Source organism: Paenibacillus sp. JT22N15, assembly GCF_059383755.1.
On record NZ_JBXENV010000001.1, the window covers coordinates 232066 to 255862 of the forward strand.

Here is a 23797-nt window from a genome sequence, read left to right on the forward strand (position 1 = left end):
GCTCCTCCTCGCTGCTCTTTATTTAGAGACGAGAGCGCCATCCTCACGGAGCTTCACGCCAAAGGACAGGCTCGTCAGGCGCGTTAGCAGCGCTGCTGCATTTCCCGAATCCATGAGCACTGGCTGTGCTTTGTCCGAGGACATCGGGTAAAACTTCAGGTCACAGTCCCCTTTTTTCGTACAAATCGCATCCAGCACACCTGTCTCTGCAGTCGCTCCCTTCGGGTAAGCGCTAAAAATAAAGTTCCCTAAACTGTATGCAATCCACTTGCCTTTATACGTCTCAAAACCTTGCAGCACATGCGGATGGCTGCCGATAATTAGATCGGCTCCCGAATCTATGTATTCGCGTGCAAAATCCCGCTGGTATTGCAGCGGCGTATCTTTGCGCTCTTCTCCCCAGTGAACCATCACGACGACCAGATCGGCCTGCTCCTTCGCTTTCTTAATCGCCGCCTTCGCTCTCGTCGTATCGTAGGTTTCTGCTACGCCAGCAACATTTTTGTCTGCTTTCCAAGATACTTCCGGCACGACTCTGCTCAGTCCAATGTACGCTACTTTAATGCCGCGCACCTCTTTAATGACAGGCGCAAACGCATCCGTATCATTTTTGCCGGCTCCCATATGGGAAATTCCTGTCTCATCGAGATGCTTCATCGTATTTAATAAGCCTTCGACGCCTTGATCCAGCGTATGGTTGTTCGCCAGGCTAACAACATCAAAGCCGGCATCCCGAAAAGCAGGAAGCGCATCTGGAGAACCTTTGAACACATACGTCTTGTCTACTGCCGGTACACCGCTATCCGTCACGGGATACTCCAAATTGGCTGCCATAATATCCGGCTCGCTTAAATAAAGCAGCGATTGCTTATATGGATAGTCGTATCCATTGAGCTTCATCATGTCGCCGACCGAAGCCGCCAGCAAAATATCGCCAACAAAGCTCAGCTTCACCGTATCCTCGTCGCCAGCTTGAGTCGATGGCTGCTGCCCGGAACCGTCATCGCCGCCTGTTCCATCGACTGCTTCATGACCTTCCTCCTCAGGCTGCTTGGCTGGCGTTGCCGCTGCCTCGCCTTGGCCGTTAGCCTCATCGGCTGTAGGAGCAGGATCATTCGTTGCTGCCGTTTCTACAGATGGAGAAGGCGAACTGCTGCCTGCGCCCGTTTCCGCGTTTTGCGGCTCCTGATCACCAGCGGTACCCGCGGAGGCGGCATCTGCTGCCTGAGGTTTATTTTCACCATTAAATAAGGACCCAGCATCAAACCAATTTTGCGTATTAAGCCATAAGCCAATAACGACTGCAATAAGTCCAAGCATAAATCCGTTGAAAATGATGAGGCGTCTTAATCTTCTTTTTCGCCTGACTTTTTGCTGTTGTCGCGATTCTGATCTAGATCTATTCATGACAGGATGCTCCTTTATGAATAAAGTTTCCTGTCTATTATAGCAAGCTTGTTATAAATATGCGAAATAACTAGAAGGGAAGCTGCTTCATTCACTATGCATCTAGGAAGAGGAAAGCGCAGCTGATGCAATTTCCTTGCCTTGTCTAATACAATCCGGCAAACCTACGCCGTCGAAAGCCGCTCCTGTAATATGAATGCCCGGCACTTGCTGTGCCATTCGCTCACGCAGGCGCTTCGTCTGGTCCAGATGGCCAACCGGATATTGAGGCATAGAGCGCGGCAGCCGTGTAATTTCCGTAAATAAAGGAGCCGCCGTAATATTCATCGTCTTCTTCACATCTTCTCTTACAGCAGCCATAAGCTGGTCATCCGGCAAAAAAGGCGTTATCTGATCGCCTGCCCGGCCTACATAACAGCGAAGCAGCACTTTGTCTCCCGGACTCGTATGCAGCCATTTCGTCGAGGTCCAAGTGCATGCTGTAATCCGCAAGCCTTCCGAACGCGGAATAACGAACCCCGAACCTTTGAAGGTTACACCAAGGCTCGCTTTGTCAAAAGCCATGACGACGTTTGCGACCGAAACGTAATCGATCGCCCGCAGCTCCGCGCAATCGACCAGCGGCTCCAGCATCTCCGCTGCCTGAAACGCAGGCGCCGTCATAATTACTTTGTCGGCTGGCAGCCGTTCCCCGTTTGCCAGCTCGATGGTGTAGCGGGACCCCGACTGTTCCCCGTCCGCCGTGCCAGCGAAACCTGCCGCTTCACCACCCGCAGCGCTATCATGAATTCCGATAACCGCCTGGCCCAATTTGCGCTCCATGCTTGGCAAAGCTCGGTCCAGCGCATTTACCAAAGTAGACAGCCCGCCCTTAAAGGTAAGAAACACGCTACTTCTAGCTCCTTCTGGCAGCAGGCTCATATCGGGAGCTTTCGCCAGCTTTTTGTTGCTCCGCATTCCCCTTATTAAGCTGCCATGCTTGCGTTCAGCAGCTGCGAACTGCGGGAATGTCGCTTGAATGCTCAGCTTGTTAAGGTCGCCAGCGTAAATGCCCGCCAGCAGCGGCTCTGCAATGCGCTGCACAACCTGCGTCCCCAGCCGCCGGCCAAGGAAGCCGCCCAGCGATTCGTCGCCAGCTGCAGTCCGGGCTGGCTTGATGAAATCAAGCAGCGCCCGCAGCTTGCCGCCCCAAGAGAGCAAGCCTGTCCGGGCGAATGGCATAATTTCCGTCGGAATGCCGAGCACGAGTCCCTGCGGCATCGCATGAAGCTTATTTTTAAACAAAATATAGGATTGCTTGCCCTTGGGATTCGTTCCCGTCAGCTCGGACTCTATGCCTAGCTCTTTCGCCAGCTCAATAATCGCCAGCTTGCGGCTAAGGAAAGAATCCGGGCCGCGTTCGATGACGAAACCGTCACGTTGCAGCGTATTGATTTTGCCGCCCAGTACCTCGGCGCTATCGACAAGCGTAATATGAATCTCTTTACGCTGCCGCTCCGCTTCCCGCTGCAAATAAAAAGCGGAGCTCAGCCCGCTGATCCCCCCGCCAATAATGACAATTCGATCAGCTTCTCCGATTCTCCGCATCTCATTCATCCTTTCTTACCAACCTCTACGTTGCTTCTATTACAGACTCCGCCAGCGTCTCCATATAGAGTGGGTCGCGATTTAACATTTTAATTCGTTCAAGGGTGATGCCCATATTTTTCGCTGTCGTCTTCGCTTCGATATCGAGGTCGAACAGCACCTCAAGATGATCCGACACAAAGCCGATTGGCGCGGCCAATACAGCCTTTACTCCTTGCTCCGCAAGCTCGGCAAGCGTCTCCAATATGTCAGGTCCCAGCCACGGCTCTCTCGTCCGGCCTGCGCTTTGCCAAGTAAACTGCCATCCATCATCCGCAATGCCAGCCTGCTTCGCAACCGCTCTCGACGTCTCCAGCAGCTGCTCCTCATAAGGATCACCAAGCTCGCGAATTTTCTCCGGCAAGCTGTGTGCACTGAATAGCACCTTTACATTCGTCTCTCCGCCCGATGACGCGCTTAACCGCGCAAGCCCATCCGTTACCCGTTCCGTCAACGCCTGCAGCAGCTTCGGATGCAGATGATATTGCTTCACAAACGTCATCTCCACGCCAAGCTCGCTAGCCTTCTCCTGCGCACGCTTGATGTAGCTGCCTACGCTCATCGTCGAATAATGCGGGGCCAATACGATGCCGACTGCCTGCTTAATCCCGTCGCGAGCCATTTCCTCTACGCCATCTTCGATATAAGGACGGGCATGCTTAAGCCCCTGATAACAAGCATAACGGCCTGGGGCGAGCTGCTCCAGCTTATCCGCAAGGCCGGCTACCTGTCCGTTCGTATTTTCACGAAGCGGGAATACGCCGCCGACAATCGCCTCATACCTGCCATACAAATCCGTTAATTGCTCCGGCGTTGGAGGGTGGCCACGGCGAATATGCGTATAATACGCTTCTACACCATCAAGGCTTTCCGGCGTTCCATATGACATAACGAGAACTCCGATTTTGCTGTTTTCAGCTTCCGACATGGCTCGTTTCCTTCCCTTCACGCGCTGCAATGTATTTTTTCGAATATGAATGTATGTAAGCCGTTAGCTCTTGAAGCTTCTCAAGCGATGCCTCAGGAAATAATCCGTGTCCCAAATTAAAAATAAATCCCGGCTCTTCCAGTCCCTGCTCAATAATTTCTGCCGCATACGATTCAAGTACGCTCATTGGAGCAGTCAGCAGGACGGGATCGAGATTGCCCTGAACCGCGAAGCCGTGATTCAAACGGCGGCGTCCTTCGGGAATCGATACTCTCCAGTCAAGACCGATTACATCAGCTTGCACCTTGTGCAGCTCCGGCAGCAGCTCGCCTGAGCTTACGCCTGGGAAATAAATTTTCGGATGCGGCAAATCCGACAGCTCGCTGAATATCCGCTCGATCGTCGGCAGTACAAACTTGCGGAAATCTGCGGGCGCAAGCGCACCGACCCAGCTATCAAACAATTGGAAAGCCTTCCCGCCATTCTCGATATGCGCACGCAAATAAGCGATAACCATATCGCCCAGCTTGTCCATCAGCTTATGCCATACTTCCGGCTCGCCGTACATCATCGCCTTTGTGCGCAAGTAGTTTTTGGACGGTCTGCCTTCAATCAAATAGCTGGCAATCGTAAACGGCGCTCCTGCAAATGTAATAAGCGGGACATCAAGCTCCCGATCTAAAATACGGATCGTTTCCAGCACATGGCCGAGATCGCCTTCTACATCGATTGGCTTCAGCCGGTCTACATCCGCCGCGCAGCGAATCGGGTTATCAATCACGGGACCCACGTTCGCCACAATATCAAAATCAATACCGATTGAAGCAACCGGATTCATAATATCCGAATATAAAATAGCGGCATCCACGCCGAGCTTGCGCACCGGCATCATCGTCACTTCCGCAGCCAGATCCGGCTGCTTGCAAATTTCGAGCAGCGAATATTTCTCTTTTATTTTTCGATATTCAGGATCGTATCTTCCAGCTTGGCGCATATACCAGACGGGCACCTGATCCAGCTGTTCTTTGCGGCAGGCCCGAATGAAACGGTCATTATAGCTCATGTTCGCCGTTCCTCTTTTCTATATAATTTTCTATTAACTCCATTATGCCCGTTTTTGCAGGGGCTAACAACCGCAAGTCCCTGACTTCCTATGACAATGTTATGACACTCTCTTTAGGCATTCTCTTCATTATAACCTGATTCAAGGCGAATTTCGTGCTTTTCTGAAATATAAGCATTAATAAGTTTCACATTTATAAACAGGCTTATATTTCTCGGACTGAAACGCGCCGCGCTGCCAAAAGACGGCGACAGCCGTTTCACCTTGACAAAATGTTCTTCGTATTTCTGTCTGGCGGGCAGCTTGTGCTATACTAAAAAACATGGAACAGTGGAAAAAAAATCTCATCGTACTCTGGTTCGGACAATTTCTCGTAATGGCTGGAATGACCATGATCATTCCTTTTATGTCGTTTTATTTGCAGTTTGAGCTGGGCTTAACCGATCCGCATCAAATTGCTGTATGGGCTGGTGTTATTTTCGCCGGCAACTTTGTCACCCAATTTATTTTCCAGCCGATTTGGGGAAAATACGCCGATCGCTACGGACGCAAGCTGATGCTGCTCCGCTCTGGCATCGGCATGGCAATTGTCATTGTGCTGATGGGCTTTGCGACGACACCGTGGCATCTGCTGCTGCTGCGCATGCTGAACGGAACGATTTCCGGCTTTAATCCCGCGGCTGTGGCGCTGATTTCTGCCAGCACGCCCAAGGATCGCATGGGCTATGCGATGGGAACGCTCCAATCGGGCGGCATTGCCGGAACGATATTAGGCCCTTTTATCGGCGGGCTGCTGGCTGACGCTGTCGGCTACCGTCCGATTTTTTATTTGACAGGCTCCCTATTGTTCGCTGCGTCCATGCTGGCGTTGTTCGTCGTGAAGGAGACGTTCGACTTGCAGAAGGCAGCAGCTAAAGTGCAAATTTCCGTCATTGAAGGCTTCAAGCGGCTGCGCGGCATTCATGAGCTGACGGCGCTGTATGCGGTCACCTTCCTCATTCAATTCGCGATGATGAGCTCGATGACGCTGCTGCCGCTGCATGTCCAAAGCCTGCATGGCCCGACAGCCAATTTGGCTTTTTGGGCGGGCTTCGTCGGCTCTGCGGCTGGCATCTCCAATCTCATTGCGTCGCCCGTGCTAGGAAAGCTCAGCGATCGCATCGGCTCAGAGCGCATTCTCGGCTATTCGCTGATTGGCGCGGGACTGACCTTTATCCCGCAGGCGCTCGCCGACAGTGTGCCGCAGCTGCTCATTTCCCGGTTTGTGCTGGGCATTTTTCTCGGCGGACTTGTGCCGACGGTCAATTCGCTCATTCGCAAATATACGCCGGACGGCATGGAATCCCGTGCCTACAGCTTTAACAGCAGCACGCTCGGCCTCGGCAATATGGTCGGTCCGATTACAGGCGGCGCGCTATCCGGCTGGATCGGCATCCGGGGGCTGTTCATTATGTCCGCGGTCATGATGCTGCTGAATGCGCTTTGGGTGCATCGCTCGCTGCTGCGGGGCAAATGGCGGGCTTCGCAAAGCTAGATCGTGCAGGCATATGTACCTGCCGACCTTCTACTAAACAAAACTGTAAAGGTTTCACACAGGGAAAAAGGAGACAAAAGCAGCCTTGGCGTAAACGCCAAGGCTGCTTTTTCAGTTCTGCACTCCTGTTATCAGCTACACATTCCGCAGGCAAGGCATTACCTATTCGGCTATCCTGCCTATTCTGCTTATCTTGCAATCCACTCAAGCATCCGTCAGCAGAAATATTTCGTCGCCTACCCGGACATGCCCCGCTTTCGTAACCGAGGCATACAAGCCGAAACGCAAATTAAGCTCCTGGTTGACTTTTTTGAGCAGCGACATATCCCGCTCCAGCGTGTCAGGGTCCAGCGTTATCATGGAGCAGCGCTCGCAATGCCCGTCTACGTGCAGCTCCGCGCTGCCAAGCTGGAGCCGCTTGCCGATCCAGCTGTCTTCATCCGGCGCATCGCTCGCAAGCGCCACAATCATGTTCGCCCGGAACCGCCGCGCATCGAGCGGCTTGCCCCACATCGCCTCAAGCTTGCCCAGCAGCGCATCGGTCACAATGAGCACGCTGCTGGCATCCGCGCCCAGCAAATCCGGCGTTTCCGGCGCATAACGCCGCATGGAAAGGGTCGTGCGGGTGTGCGACTGTATTTCGGCGAGCAGCTGCTCGTTCCAGGCGAGCTCGCGATTGTCAGGCGACGTAACCGTTACTTCGGGAAAACCGGAAGCCGCTGCCGTACCCTTTCCAAAACCATGATCATCTTGGAGCTTCGCCTTGTAGCCAAGCATCGCCGGAATTTGCCGCGCTGTAATAAAGCTGTCCCAGCCTTCCTTCGTTTCATCTATAAAAGCATGGCTGCGGTCGCCATACAGCCCATAAGCTTCCATCCTGCTGGAATCCAGCCGCTCGCCCGCAAACGATTTAATGGGGTAACGGTTCATTTCCTTAAGCGTGCCAACCCGTGTTTTTACTCGTTCGACTGCCGGTTTTTCTGCCAATGCCCACTTCTCCCGTCTCCTGCAAAATAACTGCGCGAAACAGGCGCTGCCCCATAAAGCGGCAACGCCCGTCTACACTTAAACGATTCTATTAGCTATCATAGCACAGGAAGCTCTTTCTTCAAGCGGCTAGGCTTTCGATTAACAACGATTATGCTGGATGCGACAAGTGCGAGACCCACCACCAAATTGATCGTGACATGCTCCTTTAAAAATAACACGCTGAACACGATCGCAATAAGCGGGATCAGAAACATAAACGAGCCGACCTTCGCTGAATCGCCATTGCGGATGAGTTTGAAATAAATAAGCCAGCCGATCGCGATGACAAAAATAGAGATGAACAGCGTATCGAATATGAACGGCATATTCCATACAATATCGGACCAGCTTTCGGTCATCGACCCTGTGCCCAAAATAACGACACCGCCAATGGCCACCTGCAACGCGGTCATCCATAGGGAATCGACTCGCGCCGCCATTTTCTTCGTATATATCGTGCCTCCTGCCCAGCTTATGGCCGAAACAATCGCAAGCAGCAAGCCCCACACGGAAATATGGCCGGAAATGCCTCCCGTCGTTATCGCCGCAACACCGGCGAAGCCCAGCAGAAGGCCGATAATTTTCAGCGGGTACATCGCCTCTCCTAGCCATAGCCATGCAAACACACCGAGCAGCACAGGCTGTAAAAAGACAATCGCCGTGAACAGTCCTGCCGGCATATATTGGAGCCCTATCGTCTGAAAGCTGTAATACATAATGATGTTCAGCATGGAAGCAATAAGATAAATAGGCCAATTCTGCTTAAGCCGCAGCGGTCCCCGCTTCCAAATGGCAAAGCCTACGAGCAAAATGCCGCCAATGAGCGTTCGAATGCCCGCAAATAATAAAGGCGGAGAAAAGTCCAGCGCATATTTGGTAAGCGGCCAATTGATGCCCCATATAAACACGAGAAAAATTAAATACATCGTTGCCGCTGATCGGGAAATACCAGGCACCTTGAACAGCTCCTTGTGTGGTCGTTTTACCGAATGATACAATAGTTTGCAACATAAATAAAATAAATGTTTATCATAGGGGGCATAACACTTTAGTTATGACAAACTCGCAGCTAACGATATTCATTAAAATTGCCGAAACCGGCAGCTTCACGAAGGCGGGACTTGAGCTGAATATGACGCAGCCCGCCGTGAGCCGAGCTATATCTACGCTCGAAACGGAGCTGGGCGTCGTGCTGCTCATACGCGATCGTCGAAATGGCGTCCTGCTAACGGATATCGGCAGACGGCTGCTGACGATGTTTCGGGAAATTTTGAAATCCTATGAGCGGATTGAGCAGGAAATTTCCCGTGAAAAAGGGCTGGAGATCGGTACGATTCGCGTTGGCGCCTTCCCGGTTGCTTCCGCTTATTTCTTGCCCAAAATCATGCGGACCATCGCCGCCAAATATCCTCATCTCGAATTCGAGCTGCATGAAGGCACGATTGACGAGGTGAAGGAATGGCTCCACACGCGCATCATCGATGTGGCTCTCATCATTCCGCCGGATGAAGCGTTTGAAACGATCCCTTTGTATAAGGAGCGGATGTATGCCGTTATGCGGGACGATCATCCTTTGGCCGGCAATAAAGTTATTTCGGTTAAGGACATTAGCGGCAATCCGCTCATTAATTGCAAATCAGGCTATGAGACGCCTATAGTGGAGCTGTTTCAGCGTGCCGAGACGGAGCTGGAAATTAAATTCATCATTAAAAATGTCAATACGCTGCTCAGCATGGTACAGGAAGGACTCGGCATGTCCATTTTGTCAGAGCTAGCGATGCAATCGCTGCCGCCAAATGTAATTAAGCTGGAGCTTTCACCCGAAGGCTACCGGGAAATTCGGCTTGCCGTGCCGTCGCTTGAGGATGCATCGCTTGCGGTCAAGCTGTTTATCGATACGGCGCTTGAGCTGTTCGCCCCAGCGGCACGGCACGTGTAGTTGGCGCTGTCATCTGTTTGAAGGCGATGCTCGTTTCGCGGGCACGCCGCAGTAAAAAAGCTTTATTTTTCAAGACGTTTCCGCCATGAAAAATAAAGCTTGCGCGACTTGCTCTTGCTCTTGCTCTTGCACGATTAGCCGCGCTTTAAAGCTTCAGCTCCTTGCGCTTAGCGACCAGCGCGCTGAATTTCAGCTCCAGCGCCGCCTTCTCCTCGGCTGAACGCTGCGGCAGCGACAGCCGCGCCAACGTCTCGGCGAATTCTTGCTCCAGCCTCAGCCGCAGCTCTTCCCGCTCCACGCTCGCTTGCGCTGCTCCTGTTCCTGCAGCTGCCGGGTTGTCGGCAGCTGCGCCGCCATGGTCAGGCGCTTCGTTCTCGCTAAAGCGCCATTCCCCGTCACCGAGCAGTTGCAGGATATGCGTCGCCGCCTCGCTAACCAAGCGCCGATCATGCGATGCAAATATAATCGTGCCGGGGTAAGCTCGAAGCGTCTCTTCCAGCTGCTCGCGAGCGTAAATATCCAAATAATTGGAAGGTTCATCGAGCAGCAGCGTATTATGCCGCCCCAACAGCAGCTTCGCAAGCGCCGCCTTCACCCGTTCGCCGCCACTGAGCAGCGCCACCTGCTTAAACACATCCTCGCCCTTGAACAAGGTTCTTGCCAACACGGTTCGCACATGCGCATCGGGATAGACGGCTGATGCCAGCACGTTTTGCAAAACATTTTTGGATTCATCCAGCAGCGATAAATTTTGGCGAAAATAGCCCATTCGGCAAGACGGTGCGGCTGCAACCCCTTCCGCTTGCTCGTAAATGCTTCGAAGCAGCGTCGTTTTGCCCGCTCCATTGCCGCCTACAAGCGCGATGCGCATGCCTGGCTTTATTTGAACGGACAGCTCACGGAACAGCCAGCGGTCCTCTGATAGCCCGGCCTCCAGCTGCTCCAGCCGCAGCACATGCTTGCTGCGGCAAGGCTCGTGCACCTGCGCATCGAATAAAGGCATTTCCAGCTCTGCCGGCTTCTGCTTCACCTCCAGCCGCTCCAAGCGGCTTTCCAGCGCATCCGCCGCCTTGTTCAGCTTCGCTTGCGAGCTGCGCATGCCTTCAAGCCCAAGATTCGCCTCCTTATAGCTCATTCGCTTCGGCTTGTGGCTGATGCCCTGCGCCGACTGGCGTACTTTGGCTAGCGAATCCAGCAGACGGCTCTTCTCCTTGGCATATTGCTCATATTCAAAAACGGCGCGGGCCCGCTTCGCTTCCTTTTCCCGCTTATAAGCCGAATAATTGCCTTTGAAAATAAGGATTTCTCCATCCTCCAGCTCGATGATCGAGGTGCACACATGGTCCAGCAGCTCGCGGTCATGGGAAACGAAGATGACGGCTCCCGGATACGCGGTGAAGGCATCTTCCAGTTGGCGAATGCCTGCCGCATCCAAATGGCTCGTCGGCTCATCCGCAAACAATATTTCCGCTCCGCTAGCAAACAGCTCAGCTATCGCCGTCCTCGTCTTCTCGCCTCCGCTGCCAAAGCCTTTCGCTTCCCCCGCATCCAGCGCCTGCCAGCGGCTGGCGTTCTCTCCTTCGCTGTGGCGAGAGCGGAGAATAGCTCCCTCTTGCAGCTCATGCTCACCGCTGGGCACACCAGAGAGCTGCTGCTCTGCTTGCTCATCTGCCGCTGCCACGCCCCGATAGCCCGCTGCCTGACGCAGCTCGGCAGCAGAGCCGCTGCGGGTCACTGTGCCTTTATCCGGCTCCAGCCTGCCCGCCAGCACAGCCAGCAGCGTCGATTTGCCCGCTCCATTAACGCCGATAATGCCGACGCGATCGCGAGCTCCCAGCTCCCAGACACCATCCAGCCTGCCTAACAATCGATCCTGTACTGCTATTTCTATATGCCTAACCTCTAATTTCCCCATAAAAAAACCTCCCCAGCTCGAATAAGTATCGATCTGAAGAGGATTATTCGCCAATTATAGCCATTCCGATATAAGCATGCAGCTATCCCTGTTCAGGTGTAGCAGCAAACAAGCGCGTCAAGGTGAAACGGCTGTCGCCGTCCTCTGGCAAAAAAACGCGAGCGAAACGTATGAGGCATGTCCGGAAATGGGCGCAATAATCCTATCTTCAGAAAATGAACTTTTAATCAATCATAAGTTGTCATTTATAAGCTTCTGAACGAATAGGTTATTTTCTCATGATCCTCGGACACCGTTCCCTCTCTCGCGGGGCGCTGATTTTAATTCCCCATCATTATAAAATAATTAGCTTGCAAGCGTCAACCTTCGTTCCACCCCCTGCGTTCCCTCTTGGGAACAACAGCAGGCGGGCGCAGACAGTTGCAGCAGCGCTCAACAGACAGGGCTTTCCAGCCCCCCTGCCCCGCTATTTTACAATCGCTATGGCCAGTCCATCATAGCCGGGCAGCACAGTGCTAAGCAGCCGCTCGTCATTTGCAATCCGCTCATTGAACGCCCTCACGGCTTGTATAGCCGGGCCAACTCTGGCCGTATTCATAGTCCTCCCACGCAAAAACACATTGTCGCCTACGATAACGGCTCCTGGCGTCGCTAAAGCGAGCGCATATTCCAAATACACGGGATAACCTTCCTTATCCGCATCGATAAAGAAAAAATCAAACTGCCGACCCTCTGCTTTAAGCTGCTCCATGCTCGCTTTGCCATCGCCGATTTTGAACGTGACGGCCTGTCCATAGCCCGCTGCCTCCACATTGCCGCGCGCGACCTCCGCGTATTCCGCTTTGAGCTCCAGCGACGTCAGCCGCCCGCCTTCTCCCGCTCCCCGCAGCAGGCAAATACCGCTATAGCCGCCAAGTGCCCCAACTTCGAGCAGCTGCTTCGCTCCTGACATGGCGACCAGCATCGTCAGCAGCCGGCCGTAGCCATCAGCGACGGAAATGTCCGGCATCCCGTTTGCAGCAAGGGTTTCGCGCACCCGAATCAGGTCCAAATCTTCCTTATATAAGCTGTCTGCATATTGTTCATTTTCGATCGACATTTTTTTACTCATCCTTTCATTTGTCAAAACAAGCTGCGTTTACTATACTTGATTGTATGATTTTGACCGTGAGGATTCAACTGCGCTTTACATACGAAGGAGAGAGTGACACGAATGACAACGAAAATTGAATTGATCGCAACGACGCCGATGGGCCTTGAGGCGATTGTCGCACGCGAGCTCAAGGAGCTTGGCTATACCGACTTGACAGTAGAAAATGGACGCATTACTTTCCCGGCTGAACCGATCGATATTTGCCGCACCAACTTATGGCTGCGCTCGGCAGGACGGATTTTGGTCAAGATGGGCGAATTTCAGGCGACCACCTTCGAGGAGCTGTTCGAAGGCACGAAGGCGCTAAACTGGCCTGACTGGATTCCCGGAGATGGCGAATTTCCGGTGGACGGACGTTCCCACAAGTCGCAGCTGTCCAGCGTTCCTGCCTGCCAGAGTGTCGTGAAGAAGGCAGTCGTAGAAAAAATGAAAGAGCGCTACGCAACCGAGTGGTTTCCGGAAAATGAAGGCCGCTACGTCATCGAAGTTACGCTGCTTAATGATCGCGCGCAGCTGACACTTGATACGACAGGAGCTGGCCTGCATAAGCGCGGCTATCGCAATGTAGCGACGGAAGCGCCGCTGCGCGAGACGATGGCAGCTGCGCTGCTGCAAATTAGCCGCTGGCAGCCGGAGCGTCCGCTCTACGACCCGTTCTGCGGGTCGGGCACCATTCTGATTGAGGCCGCGATGCTGGCGTGGAACGTCGCTCCAGGGCTGCGCCGCTCCTTCAACAGCGAGGGCTGGCCGCTAGTGCCGGACCAGCTGTGGGAAACGGCGCGTGAAGAAGCCTTTGATGCGGTGAAGGACGATGTGGCGCTGCAAATTGCCGGTTCGGATATTGACCCCGGCGCCATCGAAATCGCGACAGCCAATATTAAAAAAGCCGGCTTCGGCAAAGACATTAAGCTGAGCGTCATGCCAGCCGCGAAAATTAAGCCCGAGGGCGAATACGGCGTCATCGTGACCAATCCGCCATACGGGGAGCGACTCGGCGATGATCGCGAGGCGGAAGCGGCGCTGCGCCAGTTCGGCATGTCGGCGCTCCATTTGCCGACCTGGTCATTTTTCGCTTTTACGCCTGTTGCTGCTATCGAGCATTATATGGGCCGCCCTGCCGACAAGAAACGCAAGCTGTTCAACGGGCGGATTGAATGCAACTATTACCAGTTTTTCGGACCAGGCGGCCTATATGCAAACCGCAAATCCCAATCATCAGAAAAATAATAAATAGAGAAATAGAATCGCTTTTTGGGAGAGGAAAGGGACTCTAAGAGAGGGACTTTCAATTCATGCATCAAAAAAGATACAAAGCTCTAACCAACAGCTTGCAAGCAGCAGCCCGCTGGGGACGGCGTCCCTATGGCGCGGAACTGCTGCTTTTTTTCGGAGTGCTTCTGCTCAAGCTATATGCCTTTGATTTATTTATAGCTGTGCCCAATATGAAAATGAATGTCTATGATGTCAAAATCGCCATCGGCACCCTTGCGCTTTGCAGCTTCTGGACGCTGCTGCTGCCGCTGCGGGGCAGATTCTTTGCGTTATTCGCAATGAATGCCCTGTTCTCGGCTATTTTGTATGCCGATTTAATTTATTATCGCTACTTCGAGGATTTGATTTCCGTACCCGTCCTGCTGCAGGCCGGGCAGGTGGAGGCGCTTGGAGGCAGCATTGCTACGCTGCTGGAAGTGAAAGATTTTATATTGTTGGCCGATATCCCGCTGCTGCTTGGTTATGCCGTTCTGCTGGCATGGAAGCGGCGCGCTGCCGAGCCAACTGCCGTATCTGTTGCCATGAAAGCTGACACAAACGCTGAGGCCGCTTTACCCCAGCGCAGCAAGCAGCCGCATTGGCGAGCAAAAGCACCGCGTTTATTGTTAAGCTTCGCCCTGCTGACCATCGGATTAATGGTGACCTTTGGCGGCATTAACGATGCCAAGCGCACATGGGCAAAAGGATTATTCGAAAGCAATTGGTGGAATTTATCACTTTATAATGTGACAGGCGCACTAGGCTTTCACGGCTATGATCTGTATCGTTATGCGGCGCTGCATTGGCTGAATGCAGAAGCTGTCTCTGCCGAGACGACTTCACAGGTGCTCGCCTGGACGGAGCAATCCGGGCAATCGCGCGCCAAGCTGGAGCGGGACTTAAGCTTTGGCGCGTATAAAGGCAGCAATATTATTTTGGTACAGGCAGAAGCTTTCCAGAACTTTATGATTGGCAAGTCGTTCAACGGCCAGGAAATAACGCCGAACATCAATAAGCTGGTCAAGAGCAGCGCCTATTTCAGCTCCTTTTATCACCAGACCGCGCAGGGCCGAACGTCGGACGCGGATTTTGCCAGCAATTGCTCGCTTCAGCCGCTCGCCAGCGGCTCGGTATTTATTCAATATGCCGGGAATGAATTCCAATGCTTGCCGCAGATGCTGCATAATAACGGCTACTACACTAGCGTTTTTCATGCCTACGAAGGAAGCTTCTGGAACCGCAATACCATGTACGCGAATATGAAATACGATGCTTTTGTGAGCAAAAAACAATACGAGCTGGACGAGCCGATCGGCTGGTCGCTTGGAGATAAATCCTTTTTTCGCCAATCGCTTGACCAAATTGCCGAGCAGCCGCAGCCGTTTCATTCCTTTCTGATCACGCTGTCCAGCCATCACCCCTATCAAATTCCCGCAACTGAACAGACGCTTTCGCTCGGCGAGCTTGAGGGCACGATAATGGGCGATTATTTGCAAGCGATCCATTACGTGGATGAAGCGCTTGGCGAGCTTATTGAACGGCTTCAGCAGGAAGGGCTTTGGGATCATACGATATTTGCCATGTATGGCGATCATGATAATTCGATCAGCGATTGGAGCTTGTTTGAAGCGTTTCTGGGCAAACCGTTAAATGAGCTGGAGCGGGAACAAATCGTTAAGCAGGTGCCGTTGCTCGTCCATTTGCCAGACGATCGTTATGCAGGAGCCTATACCGCTCCGAGCGGACAGCTTGATGTCGCGCCAACGCTGCTGCATTTGCTTGGAATATCGTCAAGCGAGCTTGCGATGATTGGAACGCCGCTTATTACGGAAAGCATGCGTCAGCCGCAGCAAAACAGCAAGCTTGTTGTGCTGCGCAATGGCGCATTTACGAATGGCGACGTTTATTATATCCCTTCCGCTGATGGGCTTGCCGAGCATGGCACATGCTGGAACGTTGCGGAACAATCACCTGGCGAACTGGCTCCATGCCTTAACCTGAGGGCTGACGCGCAAACTGAGCTGTCCATGTCGGACCTTCTGGTCATCCATAATTTAATCCCCGCGCTTTATGATAAAAGCATGGTTCGAGTCGGCAGCACCCAAATAGCCGCTCGAAAATAAAGCAAATGCCCCATGACAGGCCGCAATACAAGCGGCGATGCCATGGGGCATTTTTATGGGGCTGGCCTTTAAGCAGCAAGCCCCCGGTTTATTTTTTACCCTGCGGTCAGGATTTCCCGTGGGTTTGCAGCCAGAGCAAAATATCGTCAATGGTCCTGACCGGCACGACAAGCAGCTCAGGCGCTGCGCTCTTCGCCTCCTGCTCAAGCTCTGCCGGTACGAAGAACACATCCGCATCGGTCCGGCTCACCGCATAGGCCTTCTGCGGCACACCGCCAACGAGGCCCACCGAGCCATCCGGCTCTATCGTGCCGGTGCCAGCGACTTGCAGCCCATGTGTCACCCCGCCTGGCGTAAGCTGATCCAGAAGCGCCAGCGTGAGCATGGCGCCATGGGACGGCCCGCCGATATGGGCAATATACGAATAATAGCTGACAGGCCTTGGGGCATCCAGCTTCAGTTCATTTTGCACCGAAATGCCGAATACGGCGCGCACAGGCAATTGATCGGTCGCAGCAGCCGCCGCTGTCTTCACCTCAAGCGTTAACTTTTCTGCTAACGTCCCTCTTTGAACACCGACTTGAACCGTTTCTCCCGGTATAACAAAGGCTGGATCTGCCATAATGGAGGTCAGTTCCGTCACACTCTCCACCCCCTTGCCATTCAAGCTGACGATTAAATCGCCAGGAACGAGTGCGCCCTGAGCAATGGCATCCTTCGTCATGCCGACAATGCGGACCCCCGTCGTTGTTACGCCATTTCCTATGCCCGCCTTGCCCTCGGCAATCGCAGCGGCCACACTGTTCGCATCTGTTTTCATCGTCGAAACGAGTGTATAGGACTCTGACAAGGAAGGCTCGTTCTCAGGCTTGCGCTCAAACGTATATTCCGGCAGCACCAGACTGTACAGCCAGTCCGCAGGCACTGCAGGCCGATCAAACACCAGCACGCCGCTAATGCTGCCTCCAGCGGCTCCTCCTTCGACATGGGCATAGCGGTTCATGTTCATCGTAAGGCCCGGATAAGTGACGATATAATTTGTCGGGTACACCAGTACAAAAGCAGCGGCTAGCCCAGAGCCCAGCATCCAAATAAAGGTTTTAGGCCAGCGCCCTCCCCGCTTCTCCATACTGCGGCGCGCAAGCAGCTCGCTCCAAACCATTTCAATGCATACAATCAGCAGCATACCCCCGATGAGCGGCAGCGACAGTATTAACCTTTGCGGAAAAATAGCAATGCATCCGATAGCGGACACACCGAGCAGAGCGATGCCATATTGAACGACTGCAAGCAGCCGCTCGAAACGAATCGTGGCAACGCGAGCAAAACCGCCGCTACGATTCACCCGCTCCACAATGCCTCGGCAGCCGCCAACCAGCCAGAGCAATGGAATGAAAGCGAGCGCATAGAGCAGCCAGTTAATCATATCAATCCAAAGCATGCCAGAAGCGGCCAGCTTAAGCGGAGCAGGGAGCCAGATTAGCTCGGCAGCTGCAATGTACAGCAAGGCCAAAATCAATCCAGCGATATAATAGCGGAAACGACGCATGCTCACTCAACCTCCTCAAATATTAAAGCATAAGCGGGCACTGCCTTCAAAGAATGGCAATGCCCGCTCACGCTTCAATTGGCAAAAAAAGACCCAACAGATGTTGAGTCTCTTCCCTGCTGCCGTATGTTGACTATCCTTTAATGTAACGTTTGGCCTTCTCAATGGCTTCATCTTCAGTAGCGCCTTTTATATAACGTCCATTAATAAAAATAAATGGCGACCTTGCGCAAGGCCCGCAATAGGATTTGCAGCCAACCCGAATTTCCGCATCGGGCGCTAGCTTTTGCAGCTTCGGCACTAGCGTCTTAACCTGATAAAACCTGCATTTATCACATACCATTATATCATTTGCCATTATTGTTAGTCCTACTTCCGTATTGTCTTCGGTCTCACGGCCTGTTAGTGGTCGCCGTGATTGCCTTGGGAAGGGTTCGTAATGGCAAAGCCTTCTTCCGGCACATAGAAGTAGTCAATGCGAATGCCGTCAAGAAATTTGTTGTCCTTCTCCAAAATAACATCGATATCTTTATCTGTGGAAACGACAACATCCTTATCCGTTGGATCATCGATGCCCATGCCATAGTGCGCATGGTCGCCGTGGGAATGCGTCACATATACGCGAAGTTTCTTGCCTTCATTCTCAGGCTTGTCCAGCTCAAGCTTCAATATTTTTGCCGCATTGCGCGAAATTTTGACTGTCATCATCACTTAAACACTCCTTCATTTGTCTAACCAGCAATTAGAAAAAAAATTTTAACTTATCCTATTATACTTGTTCTCGGTTCTGCGGGCAAACCATTCTGCAACAATCATTGTCACGGCTATATCATCAAACGGCAAATAGGGCAATGCGTCAGGCAAAACCCAATACAGCAGCACCGGAACGAGGAACAGCAGCTTGTCTTTCCAGGAAACCTCCTTGGAGCGAAGCAGTTGAAAAATTCGGCTGAACGTGCGCTGCCAATGCCGGAGCGATAAAAATTTCCGCATGTCATTCGCCGCCTTTCATTGTTATTTTTCGCCTTCATTATAGCATAATCATCCCTGCTGCAAAGCTGGACTAAAGGCGGGCACTCCTCTTCCTCCATCCTGTTCAACCAGCAATAGCCGCAGAAAATCGAAGCTGCGCTTCATTTCCTGCGGCTATTCGCGCTCTGCTTTGCGCATAGCGTTTAAATTAGAAAATGGCTAAAGCTCCCGTTCCCGGTGAAGCGACAACGCCTCCACAAGAAGCGGCTTCACCGCCTCATAGATGGCGGGCAGCTGCTGAGGCGGCAGCGGATTTTCTCCCCGTCCCGCTTCAATCGTAAAGCCTGGCCTTCTAAATCGCTGGATAAACCAATCTTTATAGCCAGCATCGCTGCCTGTCAGCTTCACTGGCTTATAACCGCTGACGAGGGCTAGCCGCTCCGCCAGCTGCTCGGATTCCTTTGGCTCATAGCCGCGATAGTTCCAATATATTTCCTCTCCCTGCGTGTGCAGGGCGACGGTCAAGTCAAAACGCTGTGCTGTCGTTAAATTCGCCATCGCCATCGCTTCTGGCTCACTTAACGGATACGGTCCCGGATAATCGCGCGGACCAGGCCCCTGAACTTCGCGCCGCTGGCACTCTTCCTCCCAATGTGCCGGAAACTGGTCATTCAAATCGACGCCGCGCGCATTGGCTTTCCAATCGGCAAAGGACTCCCTGCCTTCATTCCACGCCATGAGCTGGGAATAAAACGGGTGGGTAGGCAGCGCCCCTTGCTGCGCAAGCTCTACGCCATCCGGATTGACCATAGGCACGGCCCACAGCGTCGTCTCCTCATGCAGCCGCAAAGACAGCTCGCCGCAGATCGAGCGGCCTTCAGCGCATGACGCAGCATAATCCCCTACGAATCGCATAAGCATAGCCGACGTAATCCATTCATTCGCATGGAAGGCTCCATTCATATGAATGCTTCTTGCACCCGTTCCGCAGCGCAGCGCAACAATGGGCTTGCCGAGCACGCTATGCCCAATCGTATGAACGGTGACAAATGGGTACGTTTGCGTCAGCTCGCGGCAGTTCGCGAGCAGCTCCTGATAACCGTATTTATTTTCCCACACTACATTAACCGTATTCCTCACCTCGCTCCAAAATTGCCTCTCCTGAATTATATTCGGCAAAAAAGCCTCCCATGCCACTTGGAGGCCACTGAAAAAGTCCTTTTGAAGCAAGAAAGGTACATTCACTCATGAAAAATGAGGAGAATGTGCCTTTTTTCTTGTATTAATGAAAGGAATACAGGAAAGCAGGTGAGCTAATGATTCAAATGCAGCAAACGCTGGTTGTCAGTCCATATATTGAACTTTACAAACTGGTTATACCCAAGGATAATATGCTGCGGCAAATCAATGAGCTCGTTTACTTTTCTTTTGTATATGAGGAAATGAAAGTAAACTATTGCCTGAACGAGGGTAGAAATGCTATCGACCCGATCCGGATGTTTAAGTACTTGCTGCTTAAAGCCCTTTTTGAATTGTCTGACGGTGATCTTGTCGAGCGATCTACATACGACATGTCGTTTAAGTACTTTCTGGATATGGCCCCAGAAGAGTCGGTGATTGACTCCCGTTCGTTAACCAAGTTCCGCAAGTTGCGGCTAAAGAATATGAATTTGCTGGACCTGTTGATCAACAAAACGGTAGCCATTGCAATCGAGAAAGGTGTAATCCAGAGTAAAGCGATCATCGTCGACGCAACCCATACAAAAGCTCGGTACAATCAGAAGTCCCCACGGGAAATCCTTCAGGATCGTTCCAAAAAGCTAAGAAAAGCCGAATACAAGATCGATGAATCCTTGAAGGCCAACTCCCCAGCAAAGAACACGAACGATGTAGTGGAGGATGAAATCGCTTATTGTCAAAAGCTCATCGATGTGATTGAAGCTGAGGGAGGTATCTGTGCGCTGCCTAAGATAAAAGAACCATTAAATCTGCTTAAAGAAACGGTTGCAGATGACCTTGAGCAGCTTCGAATCTCGGAAGACCAAGATGCAAGGGTCGGCCATAAGAGCGCGGATTCTTCATTTTTTGGTTATAAAACCCATATTGCGATGACCGAAGAACGAATCATTACAGCGGCTATTGTCACAACAGGCGAAAAGAGTGACGGCAAGCAGCTGCAAGCGCTGATCGAAAAAAGTCAGACCACAGGGATGGAAGTCAGAACGGTCATTGGGGATACGGCTTATTCAGAAAAAGACAACATTGCGTATACCAAAACGAATGATATGGAGCTAGCGGCGAAGCTGAATCCGCAAATTACGCAAGGGGGTCGCAAGAAAGAAGAAGCATTTGAGTTTAACAAAGACGCCGGTATGTACGTTTGCAAAGCTGGTCATCTGGCGATTCGGAAAGCAAGGCAAGGCATAAAGGAGCAAGGAAAAACCAAACCGATCCCTTTTACTTCGATGTCGAGAAGTGCAAGCGATGCCCCTTTCAAGAGGGATGCTATACGGAAGGGGCTAAAATCGGTGACGATTAAATCTAGCGAGCACACGGACCAGATGGCGTTCCAAGAAAGCGAGTATTTCAAAGAAAAGGCAAAGGAACGCTACAAAATAGAAGCGAAAAACAGTGAGTTGAAACACCGACGCAGGTATGAGGTAGCCTCATCCTCGGATCTTGTTGGCATGGAATTACAAGGAGCTATGGCGATCTTCGCTGTAAATATGAAGAGAATATTGAAACTGATGAAATGAAAAACCAGCCATAATGGCCTGTCTAGAAAGCGAAAAAACGACCGATATTCCTTAAAACGGGAATTTGGGTCGTCTTTTATTTTGTGCTTGATTGCTCTCCTCTAAAATCACAAGTTTTTCAGTGGCCTCTGCCACTTGCCAGCGGCTTGGAAAGCTTATTCGAAGGATGGCAGAAACGGCTAGAGCCGTTATCCGATCGTTGGCACCTGCCATACGACAGGCGTCAGCTCAATCTGCTCGCCAAGCCATTGCTGGGCAATGGCTTTGAACATTATTGGGTCGCCGCTGGAGAAAAACTGATGAACAGGCAGCACTTCTCCTCGGGAAAGCTGACCCTTATCATGAAGGATCGTACTAATATCACGAGCCGTCTCGTCTGCGGAACTGATCAGCTCTATGCGGGAGCCAACAACTTCAGCGATCGCTTCTGTCAAAAAAGGATAATGCGTACAGCCTAAAATAAGGCAATCCATCGGATATAGGCTTAAGTGTCCGATAGATTGGCGAATCGTCTCATACGTTTCGCTGGAACGAAAATTGCCCCGCTCCACAAGCGGAACAAATAACGGACAAGCCTCGCTTATAACGCGTACGCTTGGCGACAGCTCCTTGAGTGCTTGTTCATAAGCGCCGCTTCTTACTGTTCCCTCTGTACCAATGACTCCAATACAGCCCGTCTGGGTGCGCTTGATGGCCGCTCTTGCCCCAGGATTGATAACACCAATGACAGGTATGTTTACTCTAGAACGTATATCCTCCAGTGCAACCGCTGTAGCGGTGTTGCAAGCTATAATAATCATTTTCGGCCGAAACTGGATTAAATAATCGACAATTTCCCGTGTGAATTGAACGACTTCCTGCGAAGGACGAGGTCCATATGGTGTTCGAGCCGTATCCCCAAAATAAATAATTTTTTCACGCGGCAGTTGGCGCATGACTTCCTTGGCGACGGTAAGCCCGCCCACGCCTGAATCAAGTATGGCAATCGGTTGCTGCACAAACACACCGCTTTCTTAAACGTATTGTAGTCGCTCATGAGGAGAATAAGACATCAATAGCATATGTTTTCAGCTATCAAAACGTACCTACATCTTATCTCAATTATGGACAGCCTACAAGAATTACGCTTAAGAAGCGGCGCAATACGCACCCTGGAAAATATGGACAGCAGCTGACAAGGTGAAACGGTTGTCGCCGTCCTTTGGCGGTGCGGCGCGTTTCATTCCGAGAAATATAGAGAATGGTTATCGTTACGAAATCCTTTCCTATATTTCAAGGTGAAACGGTTGTCGCCGTCCTTTGGCGGCTAATTACCGTTTCGCGTTGAAATATAAGCCCATTATAAGTGTGAAGCTTATACATGCTTATATTTGTGTAAAAGGAAAGAGCCTGCTCCCTATTAAGGCAGGCTCCATGCATGGTTGCTGCTCTATTCCTTATATAACACAGCTTTACAACGCGGTCGTCGACGCACTATTTTTCAATCGCTTCCGCAGCTTCCGCTGCTACCGTTTCAGCTGTTCCCTCAGATGCCAGCTCCTCCGAAAGGCTTGCTGCTTCCACTAAGTCTTCTAGTTGCCCCAATTCGCCAGCAGCCTCCGTCGTTAATTGAGGCCCGCCTTTTCTCCATGTACGCGCGCTGCTAATGAGAGCCTCTGCTCCATCCTTGGCATAATCCGCGATGTGTACCGCTTTATCGCCCAGCTGTCTTGCCGCCCTAGTCGTTTTCTCGCCGCACTGCTCTACTGCTCTAACCGTTTTTTCACTCAAATCTTGAACGCCGCCTGCAATATCCTCACGCAGCTCCTTGCCTGCTTTTGGAGCGAGCAGCAGCGCTGTAACGGTTCCTGCAACCGTACCTGCCAATGCCCCCAACAAAAATCCTTTCGTTTGCTTCTGCTTTGCCATACGATTCGCTCCCTTCATTATTGCGGCGCATTCCGCCATTTCCGCGCCGTTATTGCTTTCAGCTATTATGCTTGCGCTTAGTTTGCCAAAGCTGCCACGCCAGCATACCTAGCTCTGCCCATTCCATCGCTTCTTTTGCCTTATTTCTCGTGTCAGCCTTCGCTATATGCTGGGCAGCGGATTCGGACAATAGCGAGGAGACCCGGCTTACGGTTTCTGTCGTTTGCTCGATCGTCTCGCCAATTTGCCCTGCCGCTGAGAACAAAGATTGGACATTTTGCAGCTGCTGGTGCACCAGCAGGAGGGATTGCTTAGCCGGCTCCATTAAAGCGACTGTCTCAGCCGCTGTATGCTGCAGCTGTCCCCGTAGCTCGTCGGCGCTTGTGCGCAAGCTTTCGAGCTGAATCAGCCCTTTGCGCAAGCCAAGCAATACGCCCACCACTAACCCAATAAATGCTAATGTAGCTGCAATCGCGCATCCCGCTATAAGGTTCATCGCCCGTTCACCTCCCGTTGTAAACCAGAGCAGGGCATCTGCCCATTTCGTAATGCCATTATAAGCAGCATGGGCTTGTCTTGACACAACGGCATGCAAAAAAACCGATGGCTAGAGCAAGGTCATATGACCTGCCTGTCCATCGGTT

The 23797-nt window shown here is 52.0% G+C and carries 21 protein-coding genes; 5 read left to right on the forward strand and 16 right to left on the reverse strand.

Translation table 11 applies throughout. The features are described 5' to 3' along the window. Nucleotides 1-18: 18 nt before the first annotated feature. The 4 genes from AC50X8_RS01010 to hemE all read right to left on the reverse strand — a co-directional run bounded on the left by AC50X8_RS01010 (nt 19) and on the right by hemE (nt 5024). Nucleotides 19-1407 carry a CapA family protein gene (locus AC50X8_RS01010; RefSeq protein WP_494878152.1) on the reverse strand — a complete coding sequence of 463 codons (1389 nt, stop codon included), beginning with the start codon at nt 1405-1407 and terminating at the stop codon, nt 19-21. 102 nt (nt 1408-1509) lie between these two features. Next, nucleotides 1510-2994, reverse strand: a complete 1485-nt coding sequence (gene hemG, locus AC50X8_RS01015; RefSeq protein WP_494858292.1) for a protoporphyrinogen oxidase — start codon at nt 2992-2994, stop codon at nt 1510-1512. 25 nt (nt 2995-3019) lie between these two features. Then, a complete protein-coding gene (gene hemH / locus AC50X8_RS01020) occupies nt 3020-3961 on the reverse strand; it encodes a ferrochelatase (protein ID WP_494878154.1) in 942 nt (313 codons plus the stop codon). Then, complete coding sequence (gene hemE, locus AC50X8_RS01025; RefSeq protein WP_494858288.1) at nt 3948-5024, reverse strand: uroporphyrinogen decarboxylase; 1077 nt, start codon at nt 5022-5024, stop codon at nt 3948-3950. Before hemE ends, hemH begins: the two co-directional genes overlap by 14 nt. Nucleotides 5025-5346: 322 nt before the next feature. Here hemE and AC50X8_RS01030 point away from each other — a divergent pair, with 322 nt between their 5' ends. Then, complete coding sequence (locus tag AC50X8_RS01030) at nt 5347-6558, forward strand: MFS transporter (RefSeq protein ID WP_494858286.1); 1212 nt, start codon at nt 5347-5349, stop codon at nt 6556-6558. Between the two features lie 204 nt (nt 6559-6762). Here AC50X8_RS01030 and AC50X8_RS01035 read toward each other — a convergent pair whose 3' ends face one another. Together AC50X8_RS01035 and AC50X8_RS01040 are read right to left on the reverse strand one after the other, a co-directional pair. Next, entirely contained in the window at nt 6763-7545 is a 783-nt protein-coding gene (locus tag AC50X8_RS01035) for an MOSC domain-containing protein (protein WP_494878156.1), read from the reverse strand. Nucleotides 7546-7643: 98 nt separating this feature from the next. Then, complete coding sequence (locus tag AC50X8_RS01040; protein WP_494878158.1) at nt 7644-8543, reverse strand: DMT family transporter; 900 nt, start codon at nt 8541-8543, stop codon at nt 7644-7646. Nucleotides 8544-8641: 98 nt separating this feature from the next. Between AC50X8_RS01040 and AC50X8_RS01045 the strand changes: the two genes are divergently transcribed. Next, entirely contained in the window at nt 8642-9526 is an 885-nt protein-coding gene (locus tag AC50X8_RS01045) for a LysR family transcriptional regulator (RefSeq protein WP_494858280.1), read from the forward strand. A gap of 145 nt (nt 9527-9671) precedes the next feature. On the opposite strand, the gene abc-f is transcribed toward AC50X8_RS01045, so the two are convergent. Together abc-f and AC50X8_RS01055 are read right to left on the reverse strand one after the other, a co-directional pair. Beyond that, nucleotides 9672-11441 (reverse strand): ribosomal protection-like ABC-F family protein, encoded by a 1770-nt coding sequence (abc-f, locus tag AC50X8_RS01050; protein ID WP_494858277.1) that lies wholly within the window; start codon nt 11439-11441, stop codon nt 9672-9674. Between the two features lie 466 nt (nt 11442-11907). Beyond that, entirely contained in the window at nt 11908-12552 is a 645-nt protein-coding gene (locus tag AC50X8_RS01055) for an O-methyltransferase (protein ID WP_056029564.1), read from the reverse strand. Nucleotides 12553-12654: 102 nt separating this feature from the next. Here AC50X8_RS01055 and AC50X8_RS01060 point away from each other — a divergent pair, with 102 nt between their 5' ends. Further along, nucleotides 12655-13821 (forward strand): THUMP domain-containing class I SAM-dependent RNA methyltransferase, encoded by a 1167-nt coding sequence (locus AC50X8_RS01060; RefSeq protein ID WP_056029566.1) that lies wholly within the window; start codon nt 12655-12657, stop codon nt 13819-13821. A gap of 65 nt (nt 13822-13886) precedes the next feature. Then, nucleotides 13887-15968 (forward strand): LTA synthase family protein, encoded by a 2082-nt coding sequence (locus AC50X8_RS01065; protein ID WP_494878160.1) that lies wholly within the window; start codon nt 13887-13889, stop codon nt 15966-15968. Nucleotides 15969-16074: 106 nt separating this feature from the next. Here the strand turns inward: AC50X8_RS01065 and AC50X8_RS01070 are convergent, their stop codons facing one another. The 5 genes from AC50X8_RS01070 to AC50X8_RS01090 all read right to left on the reverse strand — a co-directional run bounded on the left by AC50X8_RS01070 (nt 16075) and on the right by AC50X8_RS01090 (nt 19668). Beyond that, entirely contained in the window at nt 16075-17517 is a 1443-nt protein-coding gene (locus tag AC50X8_RS01070; protein ID WP_056029573.1) for a S16 family serine protease, read from the reverse strand. Between the two features lie 133 nt (nt 17518-17650). Next, complete coding sequence (locus tag AC50X8_RS01075) at nt 17651-17875, reverse strand: YuzB family protein (RefSeq protein WP_056029575.1); 225 nt, start codon at nt 17873-17875, stop codon at nt 17651-17653. 44 nt (nt 17876-17919) lie between these two features. Next, a complete protein-coding gene (locus AC50X8_RS01080) occupies nt 17920-18222 on the reverse strand; it encodes a hypothetical protein (RefSeq protein WP_056032761.1) in 303 nt (100 codons plus the stop codon). A gap of 51 nt (nt 18223-18273) precedes the next feature. Then, nucleotides 18274-18510 (reverse strand): hypothetical protein, encoded by a 237-nt coding sequence (locus AC50X8_RS01085; protein WP_056029577.1) that lies wholly within the window; start codon nt 18508-18510, stop codon nt 18274-18276. A gap of 198 nt (nt 18511-18708) precedes the next feature. Next, a complete protein-coding gene (locus tag AC50X8_RS01090) occupies nt 18709-19668 on the reverse strand; it encodes a M14 family metallopeptidase (RefSeq protein WP_494878162.1) in 960 nt (319 codons plus the stop codon). Nucleotides 19669-19805: 137 nt separating this feature from the next. Here AC50X8_RS01090 and AC50X8_RS01095 point away from each other — a divergent pair, with 137 nt between their 5' ends. Then, entirely contained in the window at nt 19806-21245 is a 1440-nt protein-coding gene (locus AC50X8_RS01095) for an IS1182 family transposase (RefSeq protein ID WP_494878164.1), read from the forward strand. Between the two features lie 188 nt (nt 21246-21433). Here AC50X8_RS01095 and racE read toward each other — a convergent pair whose 3' ends face one another. The 3 genes from racE to AC50X8_RS01110 all read right to left on the reverse strand — a co-directional run bounded on the left by racE (nt 21434) and on the right by AC50X8_RS01110 (nt 23736). Further along, nucleotides 21434-22243, reverse strand: coding sequence for a glutamate racemase (gene racE, locus AC50X8_RS01100; protein ID WP_494878166.1), 810 nt, complete (start codon nt 22241-22243; stop codon nt 21434-21436). 475 nt (nt 22244-22718) lie between these two features. Next, nucleotides 22719-23153 (reverse strand): YtxH domain-containing protein, encoded by a 435-nt coding sequence (locus AC50X8_RS01105; protein WP_494878168.1) that lies wholly within the window; start codon nt 23151-23153, stop codon nt 22719-22721. A 58-nt stretch (nt 23154-23211) separates the two neighbouring features. Continuing rightward, nucleotides 23212-23736 (reverse strand): hypothetical protein, encoded by a 525-nt coding sequence (locus AC50X8_RS01110; RefSeq protein WP_494858264.1) that lies wholly within the window; start codon nt 23734-23736, stop codon nt 23212-23214. Nucleotides 23737-23797: the final 61 nt, after the last annotated feature.

Bases quoted from the DNA above. Each gene is read 5' to 3' on its own strand.
- AC50X8_RS01055 (WP_056029564.1), bottom strand. From the start codon at position 12,552: ATGAGTAAAAAAATGTCGATCGAAAATGAACAATATGCAGACAGCTTA.
- AC50X8_RS01075 (WP_056029575.1), bottom strand. From the start codon at position 17,875: ATGGCAAATGATATAATGGTATGTGATAAATGCAGGTTTTATCAGGTT.
- hemE (WP_494858288.1), bottom strand. From the start codon at position 5,024: ATGAGCTATAATGACCGTTTCATTCGGGCCTGCCGCAAAGAACAGCTG.
- AC50X8_RS01105 (WP_494878168.1), bottom strand. From the start codon at position 23,153: ATGGCAAAGCAGAAGCAAACGAAAGGATTTTTGTTGGGGGCATTGGCA.
- AC50X8_RS01080 (WP_056032761.1), bottom strand. From the start codon at position 18,222: ATGACAGTCAAAATTTCGCGCAATGCGGCAAAAATATTGAAGCTTGAG.
- hemG (WP_494858292.1), bottom strand. From the start codon at position 2,994: ATGCGGAGAATCGGAGAAGCTGATCGAATTGTCATTATTGGCGGGGGG.
- abc-f (WP_494858277.1), bottom strand. From the start codon at position 11,441: ATGGGGAAATTAGAGGTTAGGCATATAGAAATAGCAGTACAGGATCGA.
- AC50X8_RS01045 (WP_494858280.1), top strand. From the start codon at position 8,642: ATGACAAACTCGCAGCTAACGATATTCATTAAAATTGCCGAAACCGGC.
- AC50X8_RS01070 (WP_056029573.1), bottom strand. From the start codon at position 17,517: ATGCGTCGTTTCCGCTATTATATCGCTGGATTGATTTTGGCCTTGCTG.
- AC50X8_RS01085 (WP_056029577.1), bottom strand. From the start codon at position 18,510: ATGCGGAAATTTTTATCGCTCCGGCATTGGCAGCGCACGTTCAGCCGA.
- AC50X8_RS01030 (WP_494858286.1), top strand. From the start codon at position 5,347: ATGGAACAGTGGAAAAAAAATCTCATCGTACTCTGGTTCGGACAATTT.
- AC50X8_RS01095 (WP_494878164.1), top strand. From the start codon at position 19,806: ATGATTCAAATGCAGCAAACGCTGGTTGTCAGTCCATATATTGAACTT.
- AC50X8_RS01010 (WP_494878152.1), bottom strand. From the start codon at position 1,407: ATGAATAGATCTAGATCAGAATCGCGACAACAGCAAAAAGTCAGGCGA.
- AC50X8_RS01060 (WP_056029566.1), top strand. From the start codon at position 12,655: ATGACAACGAAAATTGAATTGATCGCAACGACGCCGATGGGCCTTGAG.
- AC50X8_RS01065 (WP_494878160.1), top strand. From the start codon at position 13,887: ATGCATCAAAAAAGATACAAAGCTCTAACCAACAGCTTGCAAGCAGCA.
- hemH (WP_494878154.1), bottom strand. From the start codon at position 3,961: ATGTCGGAAGCTGAAAACAGCAAAATCGGAGTTCTCGTTATGTCATAT.